Source organism: Roseobacter fucihabitans, from assembly GCF_014337925.2.
Lineage (GTDB): Bacteria > Pseudomonadota > Alphaproteobacteria > Rhodobacterales > Rhodobacteraceae > Roseobacter > Roseobacter fucihabitans.
Map to the genome: position 1 here is coordinate 878,166 of NZ_CP143423.1, position 19,055 is coordinate 897,220.

The following is a 19,055-nucleotide window of genomic DNA, read 5'->3' on the forward strand; positions in this document are numbered from 1 at the left end:
ATGCGCCCCGGACAGGCCATCTCCTACGGACATGCGGGCGTGATTTCGCCCAGGTCGATTGTTTCACAGGCAATGCCCGGCATCTGAAAGGAGATTCCGTGAAGGCTCTTACGCCGCAACCGCCCGGCGGGCGTTTCCCTGCGCCATGGTCCGGGGCATCTGCCCTCGCTCGCACGGTTTCCGGAAGAAAGCAGTCCCAAGCGCGCAGGCCAACTCGGAAGCGATGCTTTTCCCGTATCGGGACGCTGTGGGTCTTTCTCAACAGATGTTGCGCGCGGTCGGTTATGGCGATCTGCTTGCTGATGCCGCCACTGCGCAGTGCCGCGAATGTGAAGTGGTAATCGGTTCAATGCCTTTGCCTGGGTGATGTGGGGTAGCCTAGGATGCAGTGACCCCAGAGAAATGGACAGTGATTATGAGTAAATCCCGCAACACCCGCACAGGCAAATCGAAGGGTCTGGCTCGCCTGGAGCCAACGCGTCGTGATGTCATCAAATTGCTACGCAACGGGATGATTGCTACGGTTGCGGTGGCGGGGGGAGGCTATTTCGCAATGGGGTCGTTTCGCGTCTATGCGGCGGAACACGATCTGAGCCGGGTCGGGCAGGGCAAACCGGTGGTGGTGCAGGTACATGATCCGCAGTGCCCCACCTGCACAGCTTTGCAGAAACAGGCACGCAAGGCACTCTACGGGTTCGGTGAATGTGATCTGGTTTATCTGATTGCCGATATCACCACCGTTGAGGGGCGCGCTTTTGCGGTGCGCCACGGCGTCGGTAATGTGACGCTTTTGCTTTTTGACGGGCGGGGTGGATTGCAGCAGGCCGTTGAGGGCCTGCACAGTCGTGATGAGTTGGATGTGATTTTCAAGGCGCATCATGGCAGATTTGCCACGTCTTGAGACCGCTTTGGCGTTTCGTTAGTGTTTTGGCCAGGATGTTAGGGCGTGGCGTCCGAGTTGTAACGCTCCGCCCTTACGCTAAAGCACAAGCACTTTGTCTAGGGTACTTCTCGACCACCAACGGTGCCATCAGTGCGTGCAGGATCACATCGCCGACCCTACCGGCATCGGCCAGTGGGGGGCTAGTTGCCAGCGCTTTCCATTCTGCGATTCTCGATCACGCTTTCGAGCCACCCGAGTTTCATTTCCGGCACGGAACTTAACAACAGGTCGGTATAATCATCGAAAGGGGGCGAAAGGACCTCACTTTTGGGGCCATAGCGCACGACCTCACCGCGCAGCATAACCGCGATGCTGTCGGCAATCGCGCGTACTGTGGCCAGATCATGGGTGATGAACAGATAAGAGACATCATCCGCTTTTTGTAGCCGCAAGAGCAGCTTGAGAATGCCATCAGCCACCAGCGGATCCAGGGCGGAAGTGACCTCATCGCAGATGATCAGCTTGGGCTTGGCGGCAAGGGCGCGGGCGATGCAGACACGTTGTTTTTGACCGCCCGAGAGTTCTGCCGGGTAGCGATCCTGAAAGCCGTCGCCCAGCTCGATTTCATCGAGCAGTTCCTGAATACGCTTTTGTTTTTCCGCGCCTTTGAGACCGAAGTAGAATTCCAGCGGACGCCCGATGATGGTGCCGACGGTCTGGCGCGGGTTCATCGCGGTATCGGCCATCTGGTAGATCATTTGCAATTCGCGCAGATCCTCGAGCGGTCGCGTCGGCAGATCCGGCGTGAGGATGCGTCCGTCAAAGGTGATCTGACCTGCCGAGGGTGGGAGCAATCCGGTGATAACGCGGGCCAGCGTCGATTTGCCGGAGCCGGATTCACCGACAACGGCCAGCGTCTGACCGGGGTGCAGTTCCACGTTGATGTTCTTGAGAACGTCAAAATCCGTACCGCGATAGCGCGCTGTTATGCCTTCGACCTTCAGGATCGGGTTTTGGGTCGGTTGTTTTTCGGCGTGATTAATGGAGCGCACCGAGACGAGGGCCTGGGTGTAGGCTTCCTTTGGGTGGTTAATGATCTGGTCGGTGGTGCCATATTCGACGGTCGCGCCCTGTTGCAGGACCATGATATGGTCGCTGACCTGCGCAACCACCGCAAGGTCATGTGTGATGTAAAGGGCTGCCACGCCGGTGTCTCGGATGGCTTCCTTGATGGCGGCGAGGACGTCGATCTGGGTGGTCACATCCAGTGCCGTTGTGGGTTCGTCAAAGACAACAAGATCCGGTTCGGGGCAGAGTGCCAGGGCTGTCATGCAGCGTTGGAGTTGCCCGCCCGAGACCTGATGGGGAAACCGGGTGCCGATATTTTCCGGATCGGGCAGGCCGAGTTTGGCGAAGAGTGCGATGGCGCGGGCCTCAGATTCCTGTTTGGAGAATTTATTCTGGAAGATCGCGGCTTCAGTCACCTGCTCCATGATCTGTTTGGCCGGATTGAAAGAGGCGGCGGCGGATTGAGAGACATAGGTGACTTCGGCGCCGCGCAGTTTGCGCACATCGCGCAGGCCGGACGAGAGGATATCGCGTCCGTTGATTTCCACAGTACCGCCGGTGATTTCCACGCCACCACGACCATATGCCATAGAGGCGAGACCAATCGTGGATTTGCCGGCACCGGATTCCCCGATCAGACCGAGGACCTTGCCCGGAGCGAGATCGAAATCCACGCCGTGCACGATTTCGATCTCGCGGGATTTTTCACCAGGCGGGTAGATCGTCGCGCCGATTTTGAGGCCGCGGACTTTGAGAAGGGGTTCCGTCATATTATACGCGCCTTTTTGGCGAGGGTGGCGGTTGGTCTGTTTGGCTGCGCCAAAGGCGCCCACCCGCCAACCCGGTTTGTTCCGTTTGATTTTGAAAGGCGCGTCAACCTCTGCCGCCTTTCAGGGATGTCGTCCGGTTGAGAACCCAGTCGGCCACCAGGTTGATCGATATGCACAGAACTGCAATTGCATAGGCGGGGTAGAGGGCTGCGGAGATGCCGTAGTTGATGCCCTCTTTGTTCTCTTTCACGATGCCACCCCAATCCGCCTGTGGCGGTTGCACGCCCAGGCCGAGGAAGGAAAGCGTGGAGACGAAGAGCACCGCAAAGATGAAGCGCAGGCCCATTTCTGCGACCAGCGGCGAGAGGGCGTTGGGCAGGGTTTCGCGGAAGATGATCCAGCCGATTTTTTCACCGCGCAGGCGCGCAGCCTCGACGTAATCCATGACGGTGATGTCCACCGCGACGGCACGGGCGAGCCGGTAGACGCGGGTGCTGTCCAGAAGGCCCATCAGGATGATCAGGATCGGGATCGTTGTGGGCATGACCGAGAGCACCACAAGGGCAAAGATCAGCGAAGGGATCGACATGATCAGGTCGACAAAGCGGCTGATGGCTTGATCCACCCACCCCCCCGAGACGGCGGCGAAGAATCCCAGGACCGAGCCGGTTACGAAGCTGAGCACGGTGGCGGCGGTGGCGATAAAGATCGTGGTTTGGCCGCCGTAGATCATACGGCTGAGCAGGTCGCGCCCGATGCTGTCGGTGCCGAGCAGGAATTGATCGGAGGGGGCTTCCCAGACGTCGCCGACGATTTCTGCCATGCCGTAGGGGGCGAGGAAGGAAGCGAAAACGGCCATGAAAAAGAACAGACCGGTGAAAAACAACCCGATGAGGGCAGAAATTGGGATCCTCATTTGGGGTGCCTCAGTCTTGGGTTGGCCAGGATCGATACAATGTCGGCAATCAGGTTCAACCCGATGTAAACGGCGGCGAAGATCAGCCCGCAGGCCTGCACCACCGGCACGTCGCGTTTGGCCACGTGATCCACCAGATATTGCCCCATACCGGGATAGGCGAACACGACCTCGACCACCACGACGCCCACCACCAGATAGGCCAGGTTGATCATCACCACGTTCACGATGGGCGCAACGGCGTTGGGGAAGGCGTGTTTGCGGATAATTTTCAGCATGCCGAGCCCTTTGAGTTCGGCGGTTTCGATATAGGCGGATTGCATGACGTTCAGGATGGCCGCGCGGGTCATGCGCATCATATGCGCCAGAACGACCAGCGTCAGGACCATGACGGGAATGGCGATGGCGTTGAGTTTTTCACCCAGCGACATGCTGTCGTTGATGATCGCCACGGAGGAGAACAGGCCCCATTTGATCGAGACCCAATAGATCAGGATGTAGCCGATCATGAATTCGGGGATCGAAATGGTTGTCAGGGTCACGCCGGAAATGAGTTTGTCGGGCCAGCGGTCTTTGTAGCGCACGGCAAGCAGGCCGAGAAATATCGCGAGCGGTACGGAGATCACAGCGGCCCAGAAGGCGAGGAACAGCGTATTGCCAAGCCTGCTGCCGAGGCTTTCGGCGATGTCGCGACCATTTGTAAGCGCTGTGCCCAGATCGCCTTGCATCACGCCACCGAGCCAGGAAAAATAGCGCGACAGCGCGGGTTCGTTGAGGCCAAGTTCTGCGCGCAGGTTAGCCAGGTTTTCCGGTGTTGCGGCCTGTCCGAGAATTTGCTGCGCGACGTCTCCGGGGAGTATCGTCGTTCCTGCGAATATGAGAACCGAGGCTGCGAAAAGCAGCATGGTGCTCAGCGCAAGGCGCTGAGCTACAAGTTTCAAGATGGGGTGCATGCTACGCGCTCACTCTCACGCGGTCAGCCAGCACTTCACGCCTGCCATCGCATTCATGATGTTCAGGTTCGGATCTTCGATCCAGCCGCCGACATTGGTTGAGATGCCTTCGATGCTGTCATTGAACATCGGGCAGATCAGCCCGCCTTCATCGCGCAGGATCATTGCCATATCGCGGTATATTTCTTTGCGTTTGGCGTTATCCAGCTCGGCCTTCGCCGAGTTCAGCAGCGCGTCGAATGCGTCGTTGAAAAAGCGGGTATCGTTCCAATCCGCAGTCGAGAGATAGGCCGTGGTGTACATCTGATCTTGCACCGGGCGACCGGACCAATAGGAGGCACAGAAGGGCTGCACATTCCAGATTTCGGACCAATAGCCGTCATTTGGCTCCCGCTTGATTTCCAGCGGAATGCCCGCAGCCTGTGCGGATTGCTGAAAGAGTGCTGCGGCATCAACCGCGCCCGGGAATGCGCCATCAGCAACCTGCATGACGATGGGTGATCCATCGTGACCGGATTTCTTGTAGAGTTCAGCCGCCATTTCAGGATCATAGCTGCGCTGCGGGATGGTCTCATCAAACAGCGGATAGGCCTTGTTGATCGGGAAGTCATTGCCAAGCGAGCCGTAGCCGCGCAGGATCTTATCGACCATATCCTCGCGGTTGATCGCGAGTTTCAACGCCATACGCAGGTCAACATTGTCAAACGGGGCCGTGTCACAGTGCATGATAAAGACGTAATGGCCCGGCCCGGAGACGTTCTTGACCTCTACATTCGGAGCGCGCGCCAGCAGCTGGGCAATCTTTGGCTCAACCCGGTCAATAATATGGACCTGACCCGATTGCAGCGCCGCAGTCCGTGCCGTGGAGTCGTTCAGAGCAAGCACTTCTATTTCATCGGCGTGGCCAATGGAATCGTCCCAGTAATTCGGGTTTTTCTTGAACAGATGACGCACGCCGGGCTCATCGACTTCGATCATGTAAGCCCCGCTGCCGATGCCTGACGCGGGATTGTCAAAGCCACCGTCCGGTTGAATCTGCAAGTGGTAGTCAGCCAGCAGATACGGCAAGTCCGCGTTGGGCGTGGTCAGCGAAACCGAAAAGATGTCGCCATCAACCTTCATGGACTCAATGCCCTGCATGATGCCGAGCGCACCGGAGGTTGCATCCTCATTGGAGTGGCGCTCCATGGTGCGCATTACGTCATCCGGGGTCAGGCTCTTGCCGTTGTGAAATTCGACGCCCTTGCGGATTTTGAAATTCCACGTTTTTGCATCTGCGGAGGCTTCGACGCTTTCAGCAATCCGGTTTTCGATGCTGCCATCGGGTGCCACATTGACGAGGCAGTCGCCGAAATTGCGCAAGTTCACCGTTGGCACCATGGAGGCGGCCAGGGCGGGGTCGAGGCTGTTGGTGCTTTCGCCGCCCTGGATCCCCATGCGGATGGTGCCGCCTTTGACGGGGCCTGCGGCTTTGGCGGCGGTTGCGAGCATCGAGTTGGCAACGGCGGCGGTCACACCAAGGGCGGCGGCGCGACCGACAAATTCGCGGCGCGTCATCAAGCCCTTACTTACACGCTCGGACAGGTGTTTTAATTGATCGTTCATTGGTTTCTCCCGGGTTGGATCATGCATCTTTTGTGCATGCTTTTTAGTTGTTACCGCAAGCATGCCTATTTTGGGGCCTGTCGCAAGGGCTTTTCAGGATAATCACTAAGGCCAGTTTCAAAGGTGATCCCGTGCAATCTGGTCCGAATGATCGCGCTCAAAGATCAGCACGTCATTCTCATAGGCCTCCATGCGCGCGCTCAGATGGAAATGTGTTGCATCCGACCACATGGCACATCGCGCCTCGGTGCGCAGGCGCACCCCCTCGCGTTCCAACTCATCGCTCCAATGGCAGGTGCCGCGCGCAGATAGGGGGTCGTCGGGATGGATCGACCATTCCTCGCGCGCAATCGACCCGGAAATCAACCCGTGTTCGGCATCTTTGAGCTTGCCGAAATCATCTTCGATGATCAGCCGTGATATGCCAGTGACCATGTCAACCTCGCGGGACCGCTTTGAGTTGGCCTCGCGCAGGGTTTCGTTCTGCCAGGGCGGCGCGGCTGTTGGCGGTGGAAAACTATGCTCCTCGCGCTTGCTGGTGCGGCGCACCGGCACGAGGATTTCCCCCCGATCCAGAGTGATCTTATGCCGCTCGGGGGAGGGCCACATCAAAGGCCAATAGCTATTGGAGACCGCGACCCTTAACCGGTGCCCCTCGGGAATGCGATAGGCGGCGTGATCGAGGCGGACCTCGACATCCACAGGTTCGTTAAGCGGCACAGGGGTCGGATCGGCATGGCCGTTGCGATGCGCCAGATTGAGCACGCCGTAAGTGATCCGCGTCGACGCCCCATCGGGCGCCACATCACACAGCCGCACCGCAATCTGACCGTTGGGCGTATCACAGCGCAGGGTAATTTTGGCACGGGTTGCGCCGACGATATCGGTATCCACGTCCAGCGGGGCGGTATCAAAACAGGCCGACGTGGCATCATCATGACGTTGATCACCGGGCATTTCGGGACCCAGCCAGATGGCACAATATTCACCGCTCTCCGCACCGCAATCCAGCGGTGATGCGATGATCGCCGACAGCCAGCCCGACGTGTTTGACAACCCGCGATCGGTCAGGTGCAAACGGCGGGGCCGCATATGCGAGGTCGCGCCGTATTCTTCGGCAATCCATTGACCGGGACGTTCGGTATACCAGCGCGCCGGCGGGACGCCATGCATCAGATAAGCACGGTAATCGGGGTCTTCGGTGACGCCGTTATCAGCGTCCTTCAGCCAATGATCCCACCAGCGCAAAGCCTCCTGCAAGAAGCCGATACGGGGTTCGGGCACAGCGAAATGGGGGTATTTATGCACCCACGGGCCGATGATGCCCTTGGCCCCCTCCAGCGCCTCGATGAGCTGTGGCACTGCGTTTTTATAGGCATCCCCCCAGCCGCCAATGGCCAGTACCCTGGCCTTGATCGCGCCGTAGTTTTCGATCACCGAGCCATGTTGCCAATAGGCATCGCGGCGTTGATGGCGCAGCCAGACCGAGGGAAGGAAGGGTTCGTTTTCCAGCCGCTCCAGCCACATGTCGCGCCAGTTTTCGCGCAGCGCAGGATCAGGCGCGCGGCTTGAATAGGACCACATCGTGGCCCCCCAACCGAGGTTTTCATTCAGCAGGCAACCGCCCTTGTAATGGATGTCATCGGCGAAGCGGTCCACGGTCGAACACAGCGAAATAACCGCCTTCAAAGCGGGCGGGGCCAAAGCGGCGACCTGCAAGCCATTGAAGCCGCCCCAGCTGATACCCATCATGCCGACGCGGCCATTGCACCAGGGTTGGGCTGCCAGCTGGGTGATGACCTCGACCGCATCGCTGAGTTCCTGCGGGGTGTATTCATCCGCCATAAGCCCTTCGCTGTCGCCATTCCCGCGCATGTCCACACGCACACAGGCATAGCCGCGCTGCGCAAACCACGGATGCGTCAGCGCATCGCGCGCGCAGGTGCCGTCGCGTTTGCGGTAGGGCAGGTATTCCAGAATGACCGGGACCGGATCATTGCCCGCATCCTTGGGTTTCCACAGGCGCGCCGAAAGCCTGCACCCATCGCTGAGGGTGATCCCGAAATCCGGTAACTCCTCAATTTCGCGCAAGATATTCTGTTCTGTCATACGCCTCAGGTTTGCCATGCCCAGTGGTGATGTCAAGCAGGTCTCAGGATTTGAGCGCAATAACAAGGTCCATCACATTGGTGCCCGTAGGTCCGGTCTTGAGCAGGGCAGCCCGCGCATCAAGCCAGATGCCTGCATCCGCCCGCTCCAGCGCGAAATGGCCCGAATCCTCCCACAGCGCACCATCCACAATCGCCCCGGCGGCGTCCGTTGGCCCATCGGTGCCATCGGTCCCGGCCACGAGAATCCGAACATCCGCAGTGCCTGCCATGTCGCGCGCAAGCAACAGAGCCAGCGCCTGATTGCGCCCGCCCTGGCCGGGATTTGGTGGCAAAATGACTGTCGGTTCCCCGCCAAAAACATAAAGTCCGGGCGCACCGTTTTTCAGGGTTTCGGCGATCTGGGGCGCGATTGCGTTGATGTCGTCATAGAGCGTTTCTGCGTTCACCTGCAAGGTAAGGCCTTGATCCATGGCCGTTTTGACGACGGCCGCACGCGCAATGGCGTTGCTTGCGACGATGCGGGGGTCAAAATCGAAACCGGGGGTTTTGGGGGCCGCCCCGATGCCGGAGCCGATGACGTCGAGGCTGTCGCCTTCCACGTCCGATATCGCCAGCGTGGTCACAGATGCGCCGCCAAACCCGGCCAGCAATTTGCCACCCTTGATCGCGCTCATCTCCTTGCGCGCAGCATTCATCGCGTGGATATCAGCGCCGGAGGCCAAAAGCGCCTGCGCCTTGGATGTCATATCCGCCAGGGTCAGTCCGGCCATGGGGTTTTCGGCCAGCGCCGAGGCCCCGCCCGAGACCAGCATCAACAGATGGCTGTCCGCATGCATGTCGCGCACGACCGCGCTGATCCGGGCCCCGCCCGCCAGGCTGTTGTCATCCAGAACCGGATGGGCCGCCTCAATGATTTCCGCCGCTTCGGGCGCGCCGCCGCTATGGCCGTATTTGGTGACGATCAGGATGGGCGCATCGGGGAAAAGCGCATGGGCCGCGCGCGCCATCGCCGTTGCGGCTTTGCCCACGGCAATGATGTGATCCGGCGTCGGACAGGGCTTGGCGGTCAGCGCGTTTGTGACAGCATCCTCTCCGCTGACGGCTTTCACACCAGCGTCAAACAGGGTCACGAGCAGGTCTCTTGGGGTCATAATCACTTCCTTCAGGGCGCTTGGGTATCAAGCCAGATTGTGACCGGCCCGTCATTGATCAGAGCGACCTTCATATCCGCCCCAAAGCGACCGGTTTCAACCGGGATATCCAGATCGCGCAGGGCCTGGGCAAAACGCAGGTACAGCGCGTTCGCCGCATCGGGTGGCGCAGCACCCGAAAACCCTGGTCGGTTGCCGCGCGATGTATCAGCGGCCAGCGTGAACTGGCTGACGACAAGGGCGCTGCCGCCGGTCTGTTGCAGGCTGAGGTTCATCTTGCCCGCCGCGTCATGGAAAATACGCAGCTTTGAAACCTTGAGGGCCAGGGTCTTGGCCAGGGCGTCATCATCACCGGGCATGGCGCAGACCAGGATCAAAAGTCCGGGGCCGATTTGCCCGACGATCCGGGCATCAACGGTGACACTGGCCTCGGCCACGCGCTGGATGAGGGCCCTCATGTGCGCAGGTCCAGAATATCGTCAACACCGGCGCGTCCGGTGCGAAAACCATTCGCGGGGTGATCCGGATCGGCGTAGCCAAAGGAGATCGCACAAAGGATCATCCGGTCCGCGTCGATGTCGAAATATCCCCGCACGAAATCCGCATAAGACGCGATGGCGGCCTGGGCAATCGTATCCACACCAAGCGCGCGCGCGGCGAGGGTAAAAGCGCTCACAAAACCGCCGGTGTCCATGGCCCCGTATCCCCCAAGGGCGCGCGGGCTGGATATAATCGCAACATGCGGCGCATCAAACAGCACGAAATTGCGCATCATCTGCGCGCCGGACGCGGCCCGGTCGCCTTTTTGAACGCCCACAGCGTCATAGAGTTGCCAGCCGCAGCTGCGTCGCCGCTGCCCGTATATGCCGGGGTATCCTTCGGGAGCCGCCAAATCGAACTGAGGCGTGCCGCTGGCGACTTCCGCTTGCAGGGCGGCGCGGAACCTTTCGGTGGCATCGGGCTGGGTCACCGTGATCTGCCAGGGCTGGGCATTGCACCAGGACGGCACGTGGCGCGCGGCATCGATGATCTGGCGCATGATATCCTCGCGCACCGGGTCAGCTTTGAAAGCACGGCAGGAATAGCGCGCTGTCAGAACGCGCGTCAGGGCCTCGATATCACTCATTGGCTCACCGCCATGCCATAACCGATTGCTGCCGCCATGAGCCCCCCAATGAGCACGGCAAAACCGATCTTCATCACGGAGTAGGGGCGTTCGCCCTGCACCTTGCCTGTACTGCCATTCACCACAAAGCGATAGGTTTGCCCGCGATACCTATAGGCCGCAAGCCAAACCGGCAGTAAGATATGCTTGAAAGTAACGTCGCGCAATTGAGTGTCCACGTTGTGGATGCGCTGGCGGTCGCCACCGATGTCAAAGCGGATATCGCGCGCGATGATGTGATCCATCTTTTGGCGGGCCTCGGTGAACCCTTCCCTGATCTCCACGGCGTAACCTTCGGCGCGCAGCCCGGCGAGGTATTCGGGCGCGTAGGGTTCCAAATTCGCCAAATCCCAAGGCTCCAGCGCATCGGTGAATTTCTTTGGCAGGGAGCGCGAGGCCAGCACCAGCACATCATCAAAGAAGCGCGTAACCCGGCCCCGCGCCGCGCGCCAGCGGATTTTCGGCACGCGGATTTGTTGGCGTTTTCCGTCGCGCATGACGGTTTGCGTCACATAGTAAACGGTGCCGCGTTCACCGGTGTAGCTGGATTTCGTATCGGCATCGAAGGTCCAGTACGGCACGTAAATCCCTTGCATTTTGCGCCCCTTGCGCGCGTATTCCTGTAACCCATTTGGGGCAAACCACAACCGACCCAGCCAGTCCGTCATGGCAGCGCGCGCGACTGCCTCATCCAGCGCAAAGGGCAAAACCGCGCGCGGTTTGATATGGCGGTGGTGGCCCGTGTCCGTGACCACCGGTGTGGCGCAGAACGGGCATTCGGTGGCGTGGATGTCAGGGTCGAACTCGACCTCTGCCGCGCAATTGGGGCATTTGGAAACGCGGGTCTCTTCCATTTCCATCGCCGGAAGGGCGGCGTTGATGGCCGCTTGGAAATCGAGTTCCTTGATCTGGGGTGTGCCCCAGGGCCCACCGCCCAGCGTCTGGCTGTTACCGCAATGATCGCACACCAACTGCCGCTGTGATGGATCAAACCGCAAATCCGCGCCACAGGCATCACAGGGGAAATGATGCTCAACGGTGCTTGAGGGCGCTGTTTGGCTCATAGCATGCCGTGAATGGATTTGGGTGTGATGCGACGCAGCGCCCCGTCGCCGAGCGTTGTGTGACGCCACAGATGGAAAATGCCATGCAGCGCGGCGGCGGCAAAGAGCGTGATCATTAGGGTGCGCGGTTCTGGGCCGGGCAGGGGGCGGCCAAATGCCAGCGCCAGCATGCTGATCGAAGTCCAGCCCAGCAGGGCATACATCAACCGGCTGAGCCATGGATGTGCGCGGCGCAAAGCGCCCTCAAGTTTGGGGCCGGGTCCGTTCATCAGCCCAAAAACAAGCGCAAGCGCCACCAATGCGATCCCCGTGCATCCGAACAAACCAGCCAAAACGGGATTTTCCAACCCCGAGGCCAGCGACAGCAACAGCAGAACCTGTGCGGACCAGTGCAACAAGATGGTGGCGCGCCGCCTGCTCATGTGCGGGTCAATCGTGAATAATCCGTGGAAAAGGCTGAGGTGCAAAACGCCCGGCCGAAGACGGTCTGGGCGATCAGCGTTCGCCTTGACGAGAGCAGGCCGTTGGCCCAGCTGCCCGCCAATATCGTGTATATGCGTCGTGTAACCAACATCGCGTCACGCCGGCGGTGGTGGTGGCGGCAAAACGGTGAAAAGCTGTGCCAGTTCGGCCACGTCTTCGGCCCGCATCCAGCCGTCCTGTCCGGGTGTCCAGACCATGCTTTCGCGGTTCAACGCCCCATCGCTTGCCATGCGGCCCAATGCGGCCTTGGAAAACGGCCCTTTGGTCTGGCCGTTTTCGGCGATGTGCCAGACGTGCTCGACCGGCGGCGGGGGCGGTACCATGGCGGGGGCGGCGCGCACACCCCAAGGGCCCTGCCCGGCGGCGGCCTGCCCGATTTGCATCCCGAGACCAGCGCCCATACCGGCCTGAATGGCAGCCGCCCCAGCGCCGTCACGCCCCAGAGCCTCGGCGGCCTGAAACTGCATATATTCGTTGAGATTACCGATCACGCCCATCGACGAGCGTTTATCCATCACCTCCTCAACCGCAGGCGGCAGAGAGATATTTTCAATATAGAGCTCGGGCATGCTCAGCCCGTATTCCGCCAGTTGCGCGGTGATTTCCTTGCCGACAAGCTGGCCCAATTCGCGGGTGTTTGCCGCCATATCCATGACCGGAATACCGGCGCGCGCGAGGGTGCGGGAAAATTCCTGCACCAGAATATTGCGGATCTGGAAACTGATCTCATCCATGGTGAACTCACCGTCCGTCCCGACGATTTCGACCAGAAATTTCGCCGGATCACTGACCTTGATGCTATAGGTGCCAAAGGCGCGCAATCGCACGGGGCCAAACTCTGGATCACGACAGATGATCGGGTTTTTTGTCCCCCATTTGAGGTCGTTGAAGCGGGTTGTATTGACGAAATAGATCTCGGATTTGAACGGGCTTTTGAAGCCATGGTTCCAATGCTGCAACGTGGTCATGATTGGCATATTGTTGGTTTCAAGCATGTAAAGACCGGGCGTGAAAACATCCGCCAACTGGCCTTCATGTACAAAAACCGCCGCCTGACCTTCACGCACGGTCAGTTTCGCGCCGTATTTGATCTCATGCCCCTGACGTTCAAACCGCCACACCATCGTGTCGCGTGTATCATCCACCCAATGGATGACATCGATGAATTCACCCGAAAGGAAATCAAAAATGCCCATGATAAACAGTCCTTTACGTCGCGCCCTAAAGGGGGCCGTTGATAAGTTCGCGCGCCAGAATACGCGTCAAGGGAGCGGCCTGCGCCGCCGTCATGCCCGGTTTGAGCCGGTCATCATAGAGCATCTTAAGTAGCAATTCATCGTGTTTGGTCAGCAGCGCAAATTCATCGTCATCATTGAAAATCGAAGGGCGCGCCGCGCGGCTGTCATTGGCCAGACCGAGACCCTGGGCCATTTCCTCGTGAATACAGCTCAACCGCAAGAGGCTTGGGTTTTCGGCGCGGATGATGGCCACGGCGGCCATATAGGTATTGGTATTGGAGGCCGAGGCGAAAGCCGCCACCGCACAATAGGTATCGCGTGGCAGGTTTCGCAAGGCGTTCAGGCCTGCGCGCGAGATGCCGGGAATACGCGCGGCTGCGGCATCAAGCGCGTCGCTTCGATCATCTTCGCTGGCGACGATCACGATGAAATTGGGGTTTGCGGAATTCACCACCGGATGATCGGCAACCCGGCCCAATCTGCGCGCATAATCGCGAATGGCGTCCTTGTCGCCCGCCCGCTGAGACGGCGGCACACTTTGCCCAAAAATCGCAGCGACGCGCACTGGTTTTGTCCAACGTCGCAGCGGGCTTTCACCACCACGGCCCTGCAGAGCCGTGTCATATTCATTATAGAAAACAATGCGCTCAAAGTTGCGCGCCACCATATCTGCGGTGAAGGGCGTGTCCGGCCCACCGCCGTCCTCGCGCAGCAGCCCCTGGCTCAATTGCGCGGCCTGCACCTGGACCAGATAGCTGCGCAATTCCGCGCTGGCTTGTGAGGTCGGGCGCAGCTGCGTTTCCACCGCGTCGATCGGGCGCGTGCGGGGGTTCTGAGAGGGCGTAGTGGGTTGCGCAAGATCACAGGCAACGAGCGCCGCCCCCGTAACCGTCATGGCGCAAATGCGCAAAAATCCCCGCCAACGCCCCATGCCAGATCAACGCGGTACGGACACGGCGGCGGTATCGCCCACACCATCGCCCCGTGATTTCGCACTGGCCAGCGTATCGCGCAGATCGCTTTCCATCTTCTGCAATTCGGTCTCCGCGGCCGCGCGGCGCGCTTTGCCCTCATCCGCGATTTGCAGGCTTTCCTGAATGGTGCCGATCAGATCGGCATTGGCCTGTTTGACGGCCTCGATGTCGAACACGCCACGCTCCATTTCCTCACGGATCACCTTGTTGCTTTCGCGCAGATTCTTGGCGTTCGCGGTCAGCAATTCATTGGTCAGATCATTGGCCTGCCGCACGGCCTTGGCGGCCTCAGCAGAACGCTGAATGGTGACGGCCTGGGCCAATTGCGTTTCCCAAAGGGGCACGGTGTTGACCAGCGTCGAGTTGATCTTGGTCACAAGTGATTTGTCGTTTTCCTGCACCAGCCGGATGGAGGGCAGCGATTGCATCGTGACCTGACGCGTCAGTTTCAGATCATGCACCCGGCGTTCCAGATCATCGCGTGCGGCGCGCAGATCGCGCAATTCCTGGGCGACCATGACCTGATCATTTTCGGCGGCCTTATCGACCTCTGCGGCCTTGGCCGGGATCGTGGTGGCGTCCAGATCGCGCAATTTCTCTTCACCGGCGGCGATATATAGCGCGAGTTCATCGTAAAACTGCAACGTCTTTTCATAGAGCATATCGAGCGATTTGATATCCTTGAGCAATGTGTGCTCATGCGCCAGCAGATCGTCGGTAATACGGTCGATCTGGCCTTGCACCTCTTCATATTGGGCGGTGAATTTGGCGAAAGGCGCGGCCTTGCCCAGCAGTTTTTCCCACCAGCTGCGATCACGACGCACATCCAGTTCGGAGATTGAAAATCCGCGAATCGTGGTGACGATATTGCGCAGGCTGTCCCCCGCGGGGCCCACGTCCTTGTTGCGCACCCCGCCCAGCATGGCCTGGCTGATTTCCTGCAACTCGACCTGCGCGCGCGATCCGAAAGAGACAATCGAGTTCGTGTCGGACATGTCGATCTCGGCCAAGCGTTTGGAGATTTCCGCGCTGACGGGGGCGTCGGCGTCGGCCAGCGGCACAATCGCGTTGGCATCCGCCGGGTCGGGCAGTATCAGAGCGGTCACTTCTTCGACCATCTTCAGGTTTTCGGCGGCTTTGGCGCGTGTGGTCTCGGTCATGCTTCTTTGTGTCCTTATGTTATGGTCGCGTCATTTCAGACGTACACCTTCGCGTTGCAGACGGTCCCGCAGGACTTCGATTTCTACCGTCAGATCGCTGTGATCGTCCAGTAGCAGCTTTTTCGTGCGCTCGCTAAAATTTTGTTCAAGATCATCCAGCAGCGACAGATAATCTGCCCGCGCCTGTGCATCCTGCGTGCGGGCATGGATATCGGCGAATTTGACGCTCGCATCGCGCGCGCCCAGCAAATAAACGCCCAGATATTTGCGCGCCGCCGTCAGATCGCGCGGGTCTTCCTCGACGGTGCGGATCAGATCGCGCACCACATCCTGGAACTGCTCCATCCGCGCCGAAATCTGGCGATCACCGGCGCGTTTGAGCGCATCACGCATGGCGGACAGATGCGTTTCGGCCTCATCCACAACGCGCGCCACGCGGTCCTGTTGGAAGCTGTCGATACCTTCCATCCCTTTGTTTTTGAACGGATCAATGCCAAAGGCTGCAATGTGCAAGCCACCAGCAGCCGCGCCAAACAGCACGGCGGCCAGGGTTCCGCCATCGTGGCTTAGCGCGCCAAGCCCGGTGCCGATGCCCGCACAACCGGCCGCAAAGCACTTGCGCGGCAGAGCGGGGCGTCGGGCGACCTTGCGCGCCTCAAAGGCGGCCTGTGCGATCAGCCCGCCACGTAACAGCCAGGCCCCCAGCGCCAGCGCGCCCGCGCCGATCAGCCCAACCGCCAGCCCCAAGGCCCCCTGCATCAGCGCGGCAAACAGCAGGATGATGGCGGGCAGGAACATCAGATTGGCCCGTGCACCCACGGGATCGACCTGCGCGGTGGCGGAAGGTGCGCGCGGCTCGGAAGTGTCGCCCGATGTGCTGCCGGATGGGCTGTATTTGCCGCCAAAACGCTTTGCCATGACGTCAGAGCCCGCCCATGATGCCGGATGCCACGCCGATCATCAGCAACAAGAGCGCCACATAGGCGGTTTTCTGAAAAGGTGTTGGCATTGATCGATCTCTCCGAGGCGGTGTTTCACACAATATATGTGTCCGCGGGGTTGCTGACCAGTTCTACCGGCGTTTCATCGCGGCGTAACTTTCAATATTACGCGCGCGCCTCGAACTTGTTCCTTAAGATGATCACACAGCGGCATGACGTTGAGGGGGAATTTTCGCGGAAATTTGTCAAAACGCCCTCACCGGAGCTTTTTTTGTGGGCGCGCGGGGTGGGGTTTCTGTGCACCGTGGGGCGGTCCCGGTTTGCGTTGCCGTGTGACCTTGCCCGGTTTTTTGAGGGCCGTGCCGCTTGGATCTTCAAGCTCGATGCCCAATTGGTCACGCACGGTCTTGCGGCGGACCTCCTCGACCTCTCCGGGTTTCAATTCCCCCAGCTGGAACGGGCCATAGCTGATGCGGATCAGCCGGTTCACCGAAAGATCGACCTCCCCGAGCGCACGGCGGATCTCGCGGTTGCGCCCTTCGCGCAGACCGATGGTCAACCAGGCGTTGGCACCCTGCTGACGGTCCAGCGTCACGATCATGGGTTGGAAATTCTCCCCCTCAACGCTCACGCCCTTGCGCAGTGGTTCCAATGTGTCATCGCTCGGGCGGCCATTGACGCGCACGCGGTAACGGCGCAGCCAGCCCGTTGAGGGCAGTTCCAGCTTGCGCTTGACCCCGCCGTCATTGGTCAGCAGCAATAAGCCCTCAGAATTGATGTCCAGCCGCCCGATGCTCATCACGCGCGGCATGTCTTCGGGCAGGGCGGAATAGATCGTATCGCGCCCTTTTTCGTCATTGTCTGTGCTGACCAGACCGATGGGCTTATGAAACAGCCACATGCGGGGCGGTTCGGGTGGGGCGATGGGTTTACCGTCCACGATGATGGCATCCTGCAGCGTCACGTTGAGCGCGGGCGAGCTGATTTGAGTACCATTGACGCGCACACGCCCGGCTTCGATCATGCGTTCGGCTTCGCGGCGGCTGGCGATACCGGCGCGGCTGAGGACTTTGGCGATGCGGTCGCCTTGCGGCGTTTTGGGAGCGGGATCAGACATGAACACGCCTTAGCCTGTTTGAAAGCCTTGCGAAAGGGCAGGGTTTACGGGCAACTAGAGCGATGGAATTTAACTCTCATATGCAGCAGGCCCTGTCGGAGGCGCGCGCGGCGGCCAAGCGCGGCGAGGTACCCGTCGGCGCGGTCATCGTGGATGAGGGGGGGCGCGTTGTTGCGGCTGAGGGGAACCGCACGCGTGAATTGAGCGATCCGACGGCGCATGCGGAGATATTGGCGCTGCGCGCAGCCTGCGCGGCGGCGGGGTCAGAGCGGTTGGTCGATCACGCGCTTTATGTGACGCTGGAGCCCTGCGCGATGTGTGCGGCGGCAATTGCAGCGGCGCGTATTGGGCGGCTCTATTACGGGGCCAGTGATCCGAAATCAGGCGGTGTGGCCCAGGGTGCGCGGGTGTTTTCCCATGCGCAATGCCACCATGTGCCTGAGATATTCGAGGGGATTGCAGCGGCGGAGTCGGAAGCCTATCTGCACGCGTTTTTTAGGGCGCGCAGGTAGCGGTGGCCTGAAAGCCCACCTTACGGCACTTGGCTGCTGCGTATCATGCCGCATCGGCCGGGGGGTGGTAAGGCGCGCGTTGGCGGTGTGCGCCTCTAGAGTGTGATCGCCTGCATGACTTCGGGTTCGATCACGTCGACACCGGGCAGGCCCGCCTTTAGCGCGTCGGCGGATTGTTCCAGCCGATCGAACGTCCGGTAGTGGCAGGGAATCACCGTCTTGAAGTTGAAATATCGTTTCGCGGCATAGGCGGCCCCGGCCATATCCATCGTGAAATGGCCCCCCGCGCTCAGAATCCCAATGTCGGGTTGGTAATAATCCCCGATCCAATCCATATCGGCCATGATGCTGGTGTCCCCCGACAGATAGATCGTGTAGCCTTCGGCCTTGAGGATAAACCCCGCCTCGCGTCCGGGCGAGAGGGTTGGATCGCTGGAAAGCGAGTTGGAATGCAGCGCAGGCACCATAGAGACGGCGACCTGTCCCAGGTGCACCGTGCCGCCCATGTTGTAGCCGATCGTCGTGAGGTTTTCGGTCGCCTCAAAATGGCTCATAAGGTCGTATATGCCCACAACCGGCACCGCGAGTTTTTTGGCCAGATCGACCACATCAGCGGCATGATCAAAATGCCCGTGGGTGATCAGGATATGTGTCGTCCCTTGGGTGGCGGCGGCGTGCTGGTCTTCGCCCAGCATCGGATTGCCGGTCAACCAAGGGTCGACCAGCAGAACCTGATCCGCGATTTCCAGACGAAAACTGCCGTGACCTAACCAGATGATTTGCATTGCTCCGCTCCCCTGCCTGTGCAGTCTGAAGTATATCCTGTTTTCGGGAAAAAGGGGAAGCTATGAACCTGACACACTTGAACGGTTTGTATGATGGGCAGCTGTTTGAGGGGGCCTGAGCGCCCCAAAGCGATCAGTGCCATTATGAGGGGCCCCGGA

Annotated in this window: 18 protein-coding genes; 2 read left to right on the forward strand and 16 right to left on the reverse strand. The window is 59.9% G+C overall.

Annotation, left to right across the window (positions count from 1 at the left end; all coding sequences use genetic code 11):
* Positions 1-415: 415 nt before the first annotated feature.
* The gene (locus ROLI_RS04460) at positions 416-901 is read left to right on the forward strand and encodes a thioredoxin family protein (protein WP_187431524.1); all 486 of its coding nucleotides are present in this window, start codon (positions 416-418) and stop codon (positions 899-901) included.
* Between the two features lie 182 nt (positions 902-1,083).
* On the opposite strand, the gene ROLI_RS04465 is transcribed toward ROLI_RS04460, so the two are convergent.
* The 15 genes from ROLI_RS04465 to ROLI_RS04535 all read right to left on the reverse strand — a co-directional run bounded on the left by ROLI_RS04465 (position 1,084) and on the right by ROLI_RS04535 (position 17,599).
* Positions 1,084-2,721 carry an ABC transporter ATP-binding protein gene (locus ROLI_RS04465; RefSeq protein WP_187431525.1) on the reverse strand — a complete coding sequence of 546 codons (1,638 nt, stop codon included), beginning with the start codon at positions 2,719-2,721 and terminating at the stop codon, positions 1,084-1,086.
* A 103-nt stretch (positions 2,722-2,824) separates the two neighbouring features.
* Complete coding sequence (locus ROLI_RS04470) at positions 2,825-3,637, reverse strand: ABC transporter permease (RefSeq protein WP_187431526.1); 813 nt, start codon at positions 3,635-3,637, stop codon at positions 2,825-2,827.
* Positions 3,634-4,590, reverse strand: coding sequence for an ABC transporter permease (locus ROLI_RS04475; protein ID WP_187431527.1), 957 nt, complete (start codon positions 4,588-4,590; stop codon positions 3,634-3,636). Before ROLI_RS04475 ends, ROLI_RS04470 begins: the two co-directional genes overlap by 4 nt.
* 15 nt (positions 4,591-4,605) lie before the next feature.
* Entirely contained in the window at positions 4,606-6,195 is a 1,590-nt protein-coding gene (locus ROLI_RS04480) for an ABC transporter substrate-binding protein (protein WP_187431528.1), read from the reverse strand.
* A 117-nt stretch (positions 6,196-6,312) separates the two neighbouring features.
* Complete coding sequence (locus tag ROLI_RS04485) at positions 6,313-8,304, reverse strand: CocE/NonD family hydrolase (RefSeq protein WP_187431529.1); 1,992 nt, start codon at positions 8,302-8,304, stop codon at positions 6,313-6,315.
* Between the two features lie 43 nt (positions 8,305-8,347).
* Positions 8,348-9,457: a glycerate kinase gene (locus ROLI_RS04490; protein ID WP_187431530.1), complete on the reverse strand. Its 1,110-nt coding sequence runs from the start codon at positions 9,455-9,457 to the stop codon at positions 8,348-8,350.
* Between the two features lie 11 nt (positions 9,458-9,468).
* Positions 9,469-9,915 (reverse strand): D-aminoacyl-tRNA deacylase, encoded by a 447-nt coding sequence (dtd, locus tag ROLI_RS04495; RefSeq protein WP_187431531.1) that lies wholly within the window; start codon positions 9,913-9,915, stop codon positions 9,469-9,471.
* Positions 9,912-10,583: a nitroreductase gene (locus tag ROLI_RS04500; RefSeq protein ID WP_187431532.1), complete on the reverse strand. Its 672-nt coding sequence runs from the start codon at positions 10,581-10,583 to the stop codon at positions 9,912-9,914. The genes dtd and ROLI_RS04500 overlap by 4 nt, the downstream gene beginning before the upstream one ends.
* Complete coding sequence (locus ROLI_RS04505; RefSeq protein WP_187431533.1) at positions 10,580-11,686, reverse strand: primosomal protein N' (replication factor Y) - superfamily II helicase; 1,107 nt, start codon at positions 11,684-11,686, stop codon at positions 10,580-10,582. The genes ROLI_RS04500 and ROLI_RS04505 overlap by 4 nt, the downstream gene beginning before the upstream one ends.
* A complete protein-coding gene (locus ROLI_RS04510) occupies positions 11,683-12,108 on the reverse strand; it encodes a hypothetical protein (RefSeq protein WP_187431534.1) in 426 nt (141 codons plus the stop codon). Before ROLI_RS04510 ends, ROLI_RS04505 begins: the two co-directional genes overlap by 4 nt.
* A gap of 156 nt (positions 12,109-12,264) precedes the next feature.
* On the reverse strand, positions 12,265-13,365 hold the full coding sequence (locus tag ROLI_RS04515) for an SPFH domain-containing protein (RefSeq protein WP_187431535.1): 1,101 nt from the start codon (positions 13,363-13,365) through the stop codon (positions 12,265-12,267).
* Between the two features lie 25 nt (positions 13,366-13,390).
* Positions 13,391-14,302: a DUF2927 domain-containing protein gene (locus ROLI_RS04520; protein WP_187431536.1), complete on the reverse strand. Its 912-nt coding sequence runs from the start codon at positions 14,300-14,302 to the stop codon at positions 13,391-13,393.
* Positions 14,303-14,344: 42 nt separating this feature from the next.
* Positions 14,345-15,541 (reverse strand): toxic anion resistance protein, encoded by a 1,197-nt coding sequence (locus tag ROLI_RS04525; protein WP_187431537.1) that lies wholly within the window; start codon positions 15,539-15,541, stop codon positions 14,345-14,347.
* Between the two features lie 30 nt (positions 15,542-15,571).
* Positions 15,572-16,459 carry a 5-bromo-4-chloroindolyl phosphate hydrolysis family protein gene (locus ROLI_RS04530; protein ID WP_187431538.1) on the reverse strand — a complete coding sequence of 296 codons (888 nt, stop codon included), beginning with the start codon at positions 16,457-16,459 and terminating at the stop codon, positions 15,572-15,574.
* A 279-nt stretch (positions 16,460-16,738) separates the two neighbouring features.
* Positions 16,739-17,599 (reverse strand): pseudouridine synthase, encoded by an 861-nt coding sequence (locus tag ROLI_RS04535; protein WP_187431539.1) that lies wholly within the window; start codon positions 17,597-17,599, stop codon positions 16,739-16,741.
* Positions 17,600-17,661: 62 nt separating this feature from the next.
* Here ROLI_RS04535 and ROLI_RS04540 point away from each other — a divergent pair, with 62 nt between their 5' ends.
* Complete coding sequence (locus tag ROLI_RS04540; protein WP_187431540.1) at positions 17,662-18,111, forward strand: nucleoside deaminase; 450 nt, start codon at positions 17,662-17,664, stop codon at positions 18,109-18,111.
* A gap of 95 nt (positions 18,112-18,206) precedes the next feature.
* Here ROLI_RS04540 and ROLI_RS04545 read toward each other — a convergent pair whose 3' ends face one another.
* Positions 18,207-18,896 (reverse strand): metal-dependent hydrolase, encoded by a 690-nt coding sequence (locus ROLI_RS04545; protein WP_187431541.1) that lies wholly within the window; start codon positions 18,894-18,896, stop codon positions 18,207-18,209.
* Positions 18,897-19,055 lie beyond the last annotated feature (159 nt).

Excerpts from the sequence above, each read along its gene's own strand:
- ROLI_RS04460 (WP_187431524.1), top strand. The coding sequence starts at position 416 with ATGAGTAAATCCCGCAACACCCGCACAGGCAAATCGAAGGGTCTGGCT.
- ROLI_RS04465 (WP_187431525.1), bottom strand. The coding sequence starts at position 2,721 with ATGACGGAACCCCTTCTCAAAGTCCGCGGCCTCAAAATCGGCGCGACG.
- ROLI_RS04470 (WP_187431526.1), bottom strand. The coding sequence starts at position 3,637 with ATGAGGATCCCAATTTCTGCCCTCATCGGGTTGTTTTTCACCGGTCTG.
- ROLI_RS04475 (WP_187431527.1), bottom strand. The coding sequence starts at position 4,590 with ATGCACCCCATCTTGAAACTTGTAGCTCAGCGCCTTGCGCTGAGCACC.
- ROLI_RS04480 (WP_187431528.1), bottom strand. The coding sequence starts at position 6,195 with ATGAACGATCAATTAAAACACCTGTCCGAGCGTGTAAGTAAGGGCTTG.
- ROLI_RS04485 (WP_187431529.1), bottom strand. The coding sequence starts at position 8,304 with ATGACAGAACAGAATATCTTGCGCGAAATTGAGGAGTTACCGGATTTC.
- ROLI_RS04490 (WP_187431530.1), bottom strand. The coding sequence starts at position 9,457 with ATGACCCCAAGAGACCTGCTCGTGACCCTGTTTGACGCTGGTGTGAAA.
- dtd (WP_187431531.1), bottom strand. The coding sequence starts at position 9,915 with ATGAGGGCCCTCATCCAGCGCGTGGCCGAGGCCAGTGTCACCGTTGAT.
- ROLI_RS04500 (WP_187431532.1), bottom strand. The coding sequence starts at position 10,583 with ATGAGTGATATCGAGGCCCTGACGCGCGTTCTGACAGCGCGCTATTCC.
- ROLI_RS04505 (WP_187431533.1), bottom strand. The coding sequence starts at position 11,686 with ATGAGCCAAACAGCGCCCTCAAGCACCGTTGAGCATCATTTCCCCTGT.
- ROLI_RS04510 (WP_187431534.1), bottom strand. The coding sequence starts at position 12,108 with ATGAGCAGGCGGCGCGCCACCATCTTGTTGCACTGGTCCGCACAGGTT.
- ROLI_RS04515 (WP_187431535.1), bottom strand. The coding sequence starts at position 13,365 with ATGGGCATTTTTGATTTCCTTTCGGGTGAATTCATCGATGTCATCCAT.
- ROLI_RS04520 (WP_187431536.1), bottom strand. The coding sequence starts at position 14,302 with ATGACGGTTACGGGGGCGGCGCTCGTTGCCTGTGATCTTGCGCAACCC.
- ROLI_RS04525 (WP_187431537.1), bottom strand. The coding sequence starts at position 15,541 with ATGACCGAGACCACACGCGCCAAAGCCGCCGAAAACCTGAAGATGGTC.
- ROLI_RS04530 (WP_187431538.1), bottom strand. The coding sequence starts at position 16,459 with ATGGCAAAGCGTTTTGGCGGCAAATACAGCCCATCCGGCAGCACATCG.
- ROLI_RS04535 (WP_187431539.1), bottom strand. The coding sequence starts at position 17,599 with ATGTCTGATCCCGCTCCCAAAACGCCGCAAGGCGACCGCATCGCCAAA.
- ROLI_RS04540 (WP_187431540.1), top strand. The coding sequence starts at position 17,662 with ATGGAATTTAACTCTCATATGCAGCAGGCCCTGTCGGAGGCGCGCGCG.
- ROLI_RS04545 (WP_187431541.1), bottom strand. The coding sequence starts at position 18,896 with ATGCAAATCATCTGGTTAGGTCACGGCAGTTTTCGTCTGGAAATCGCG.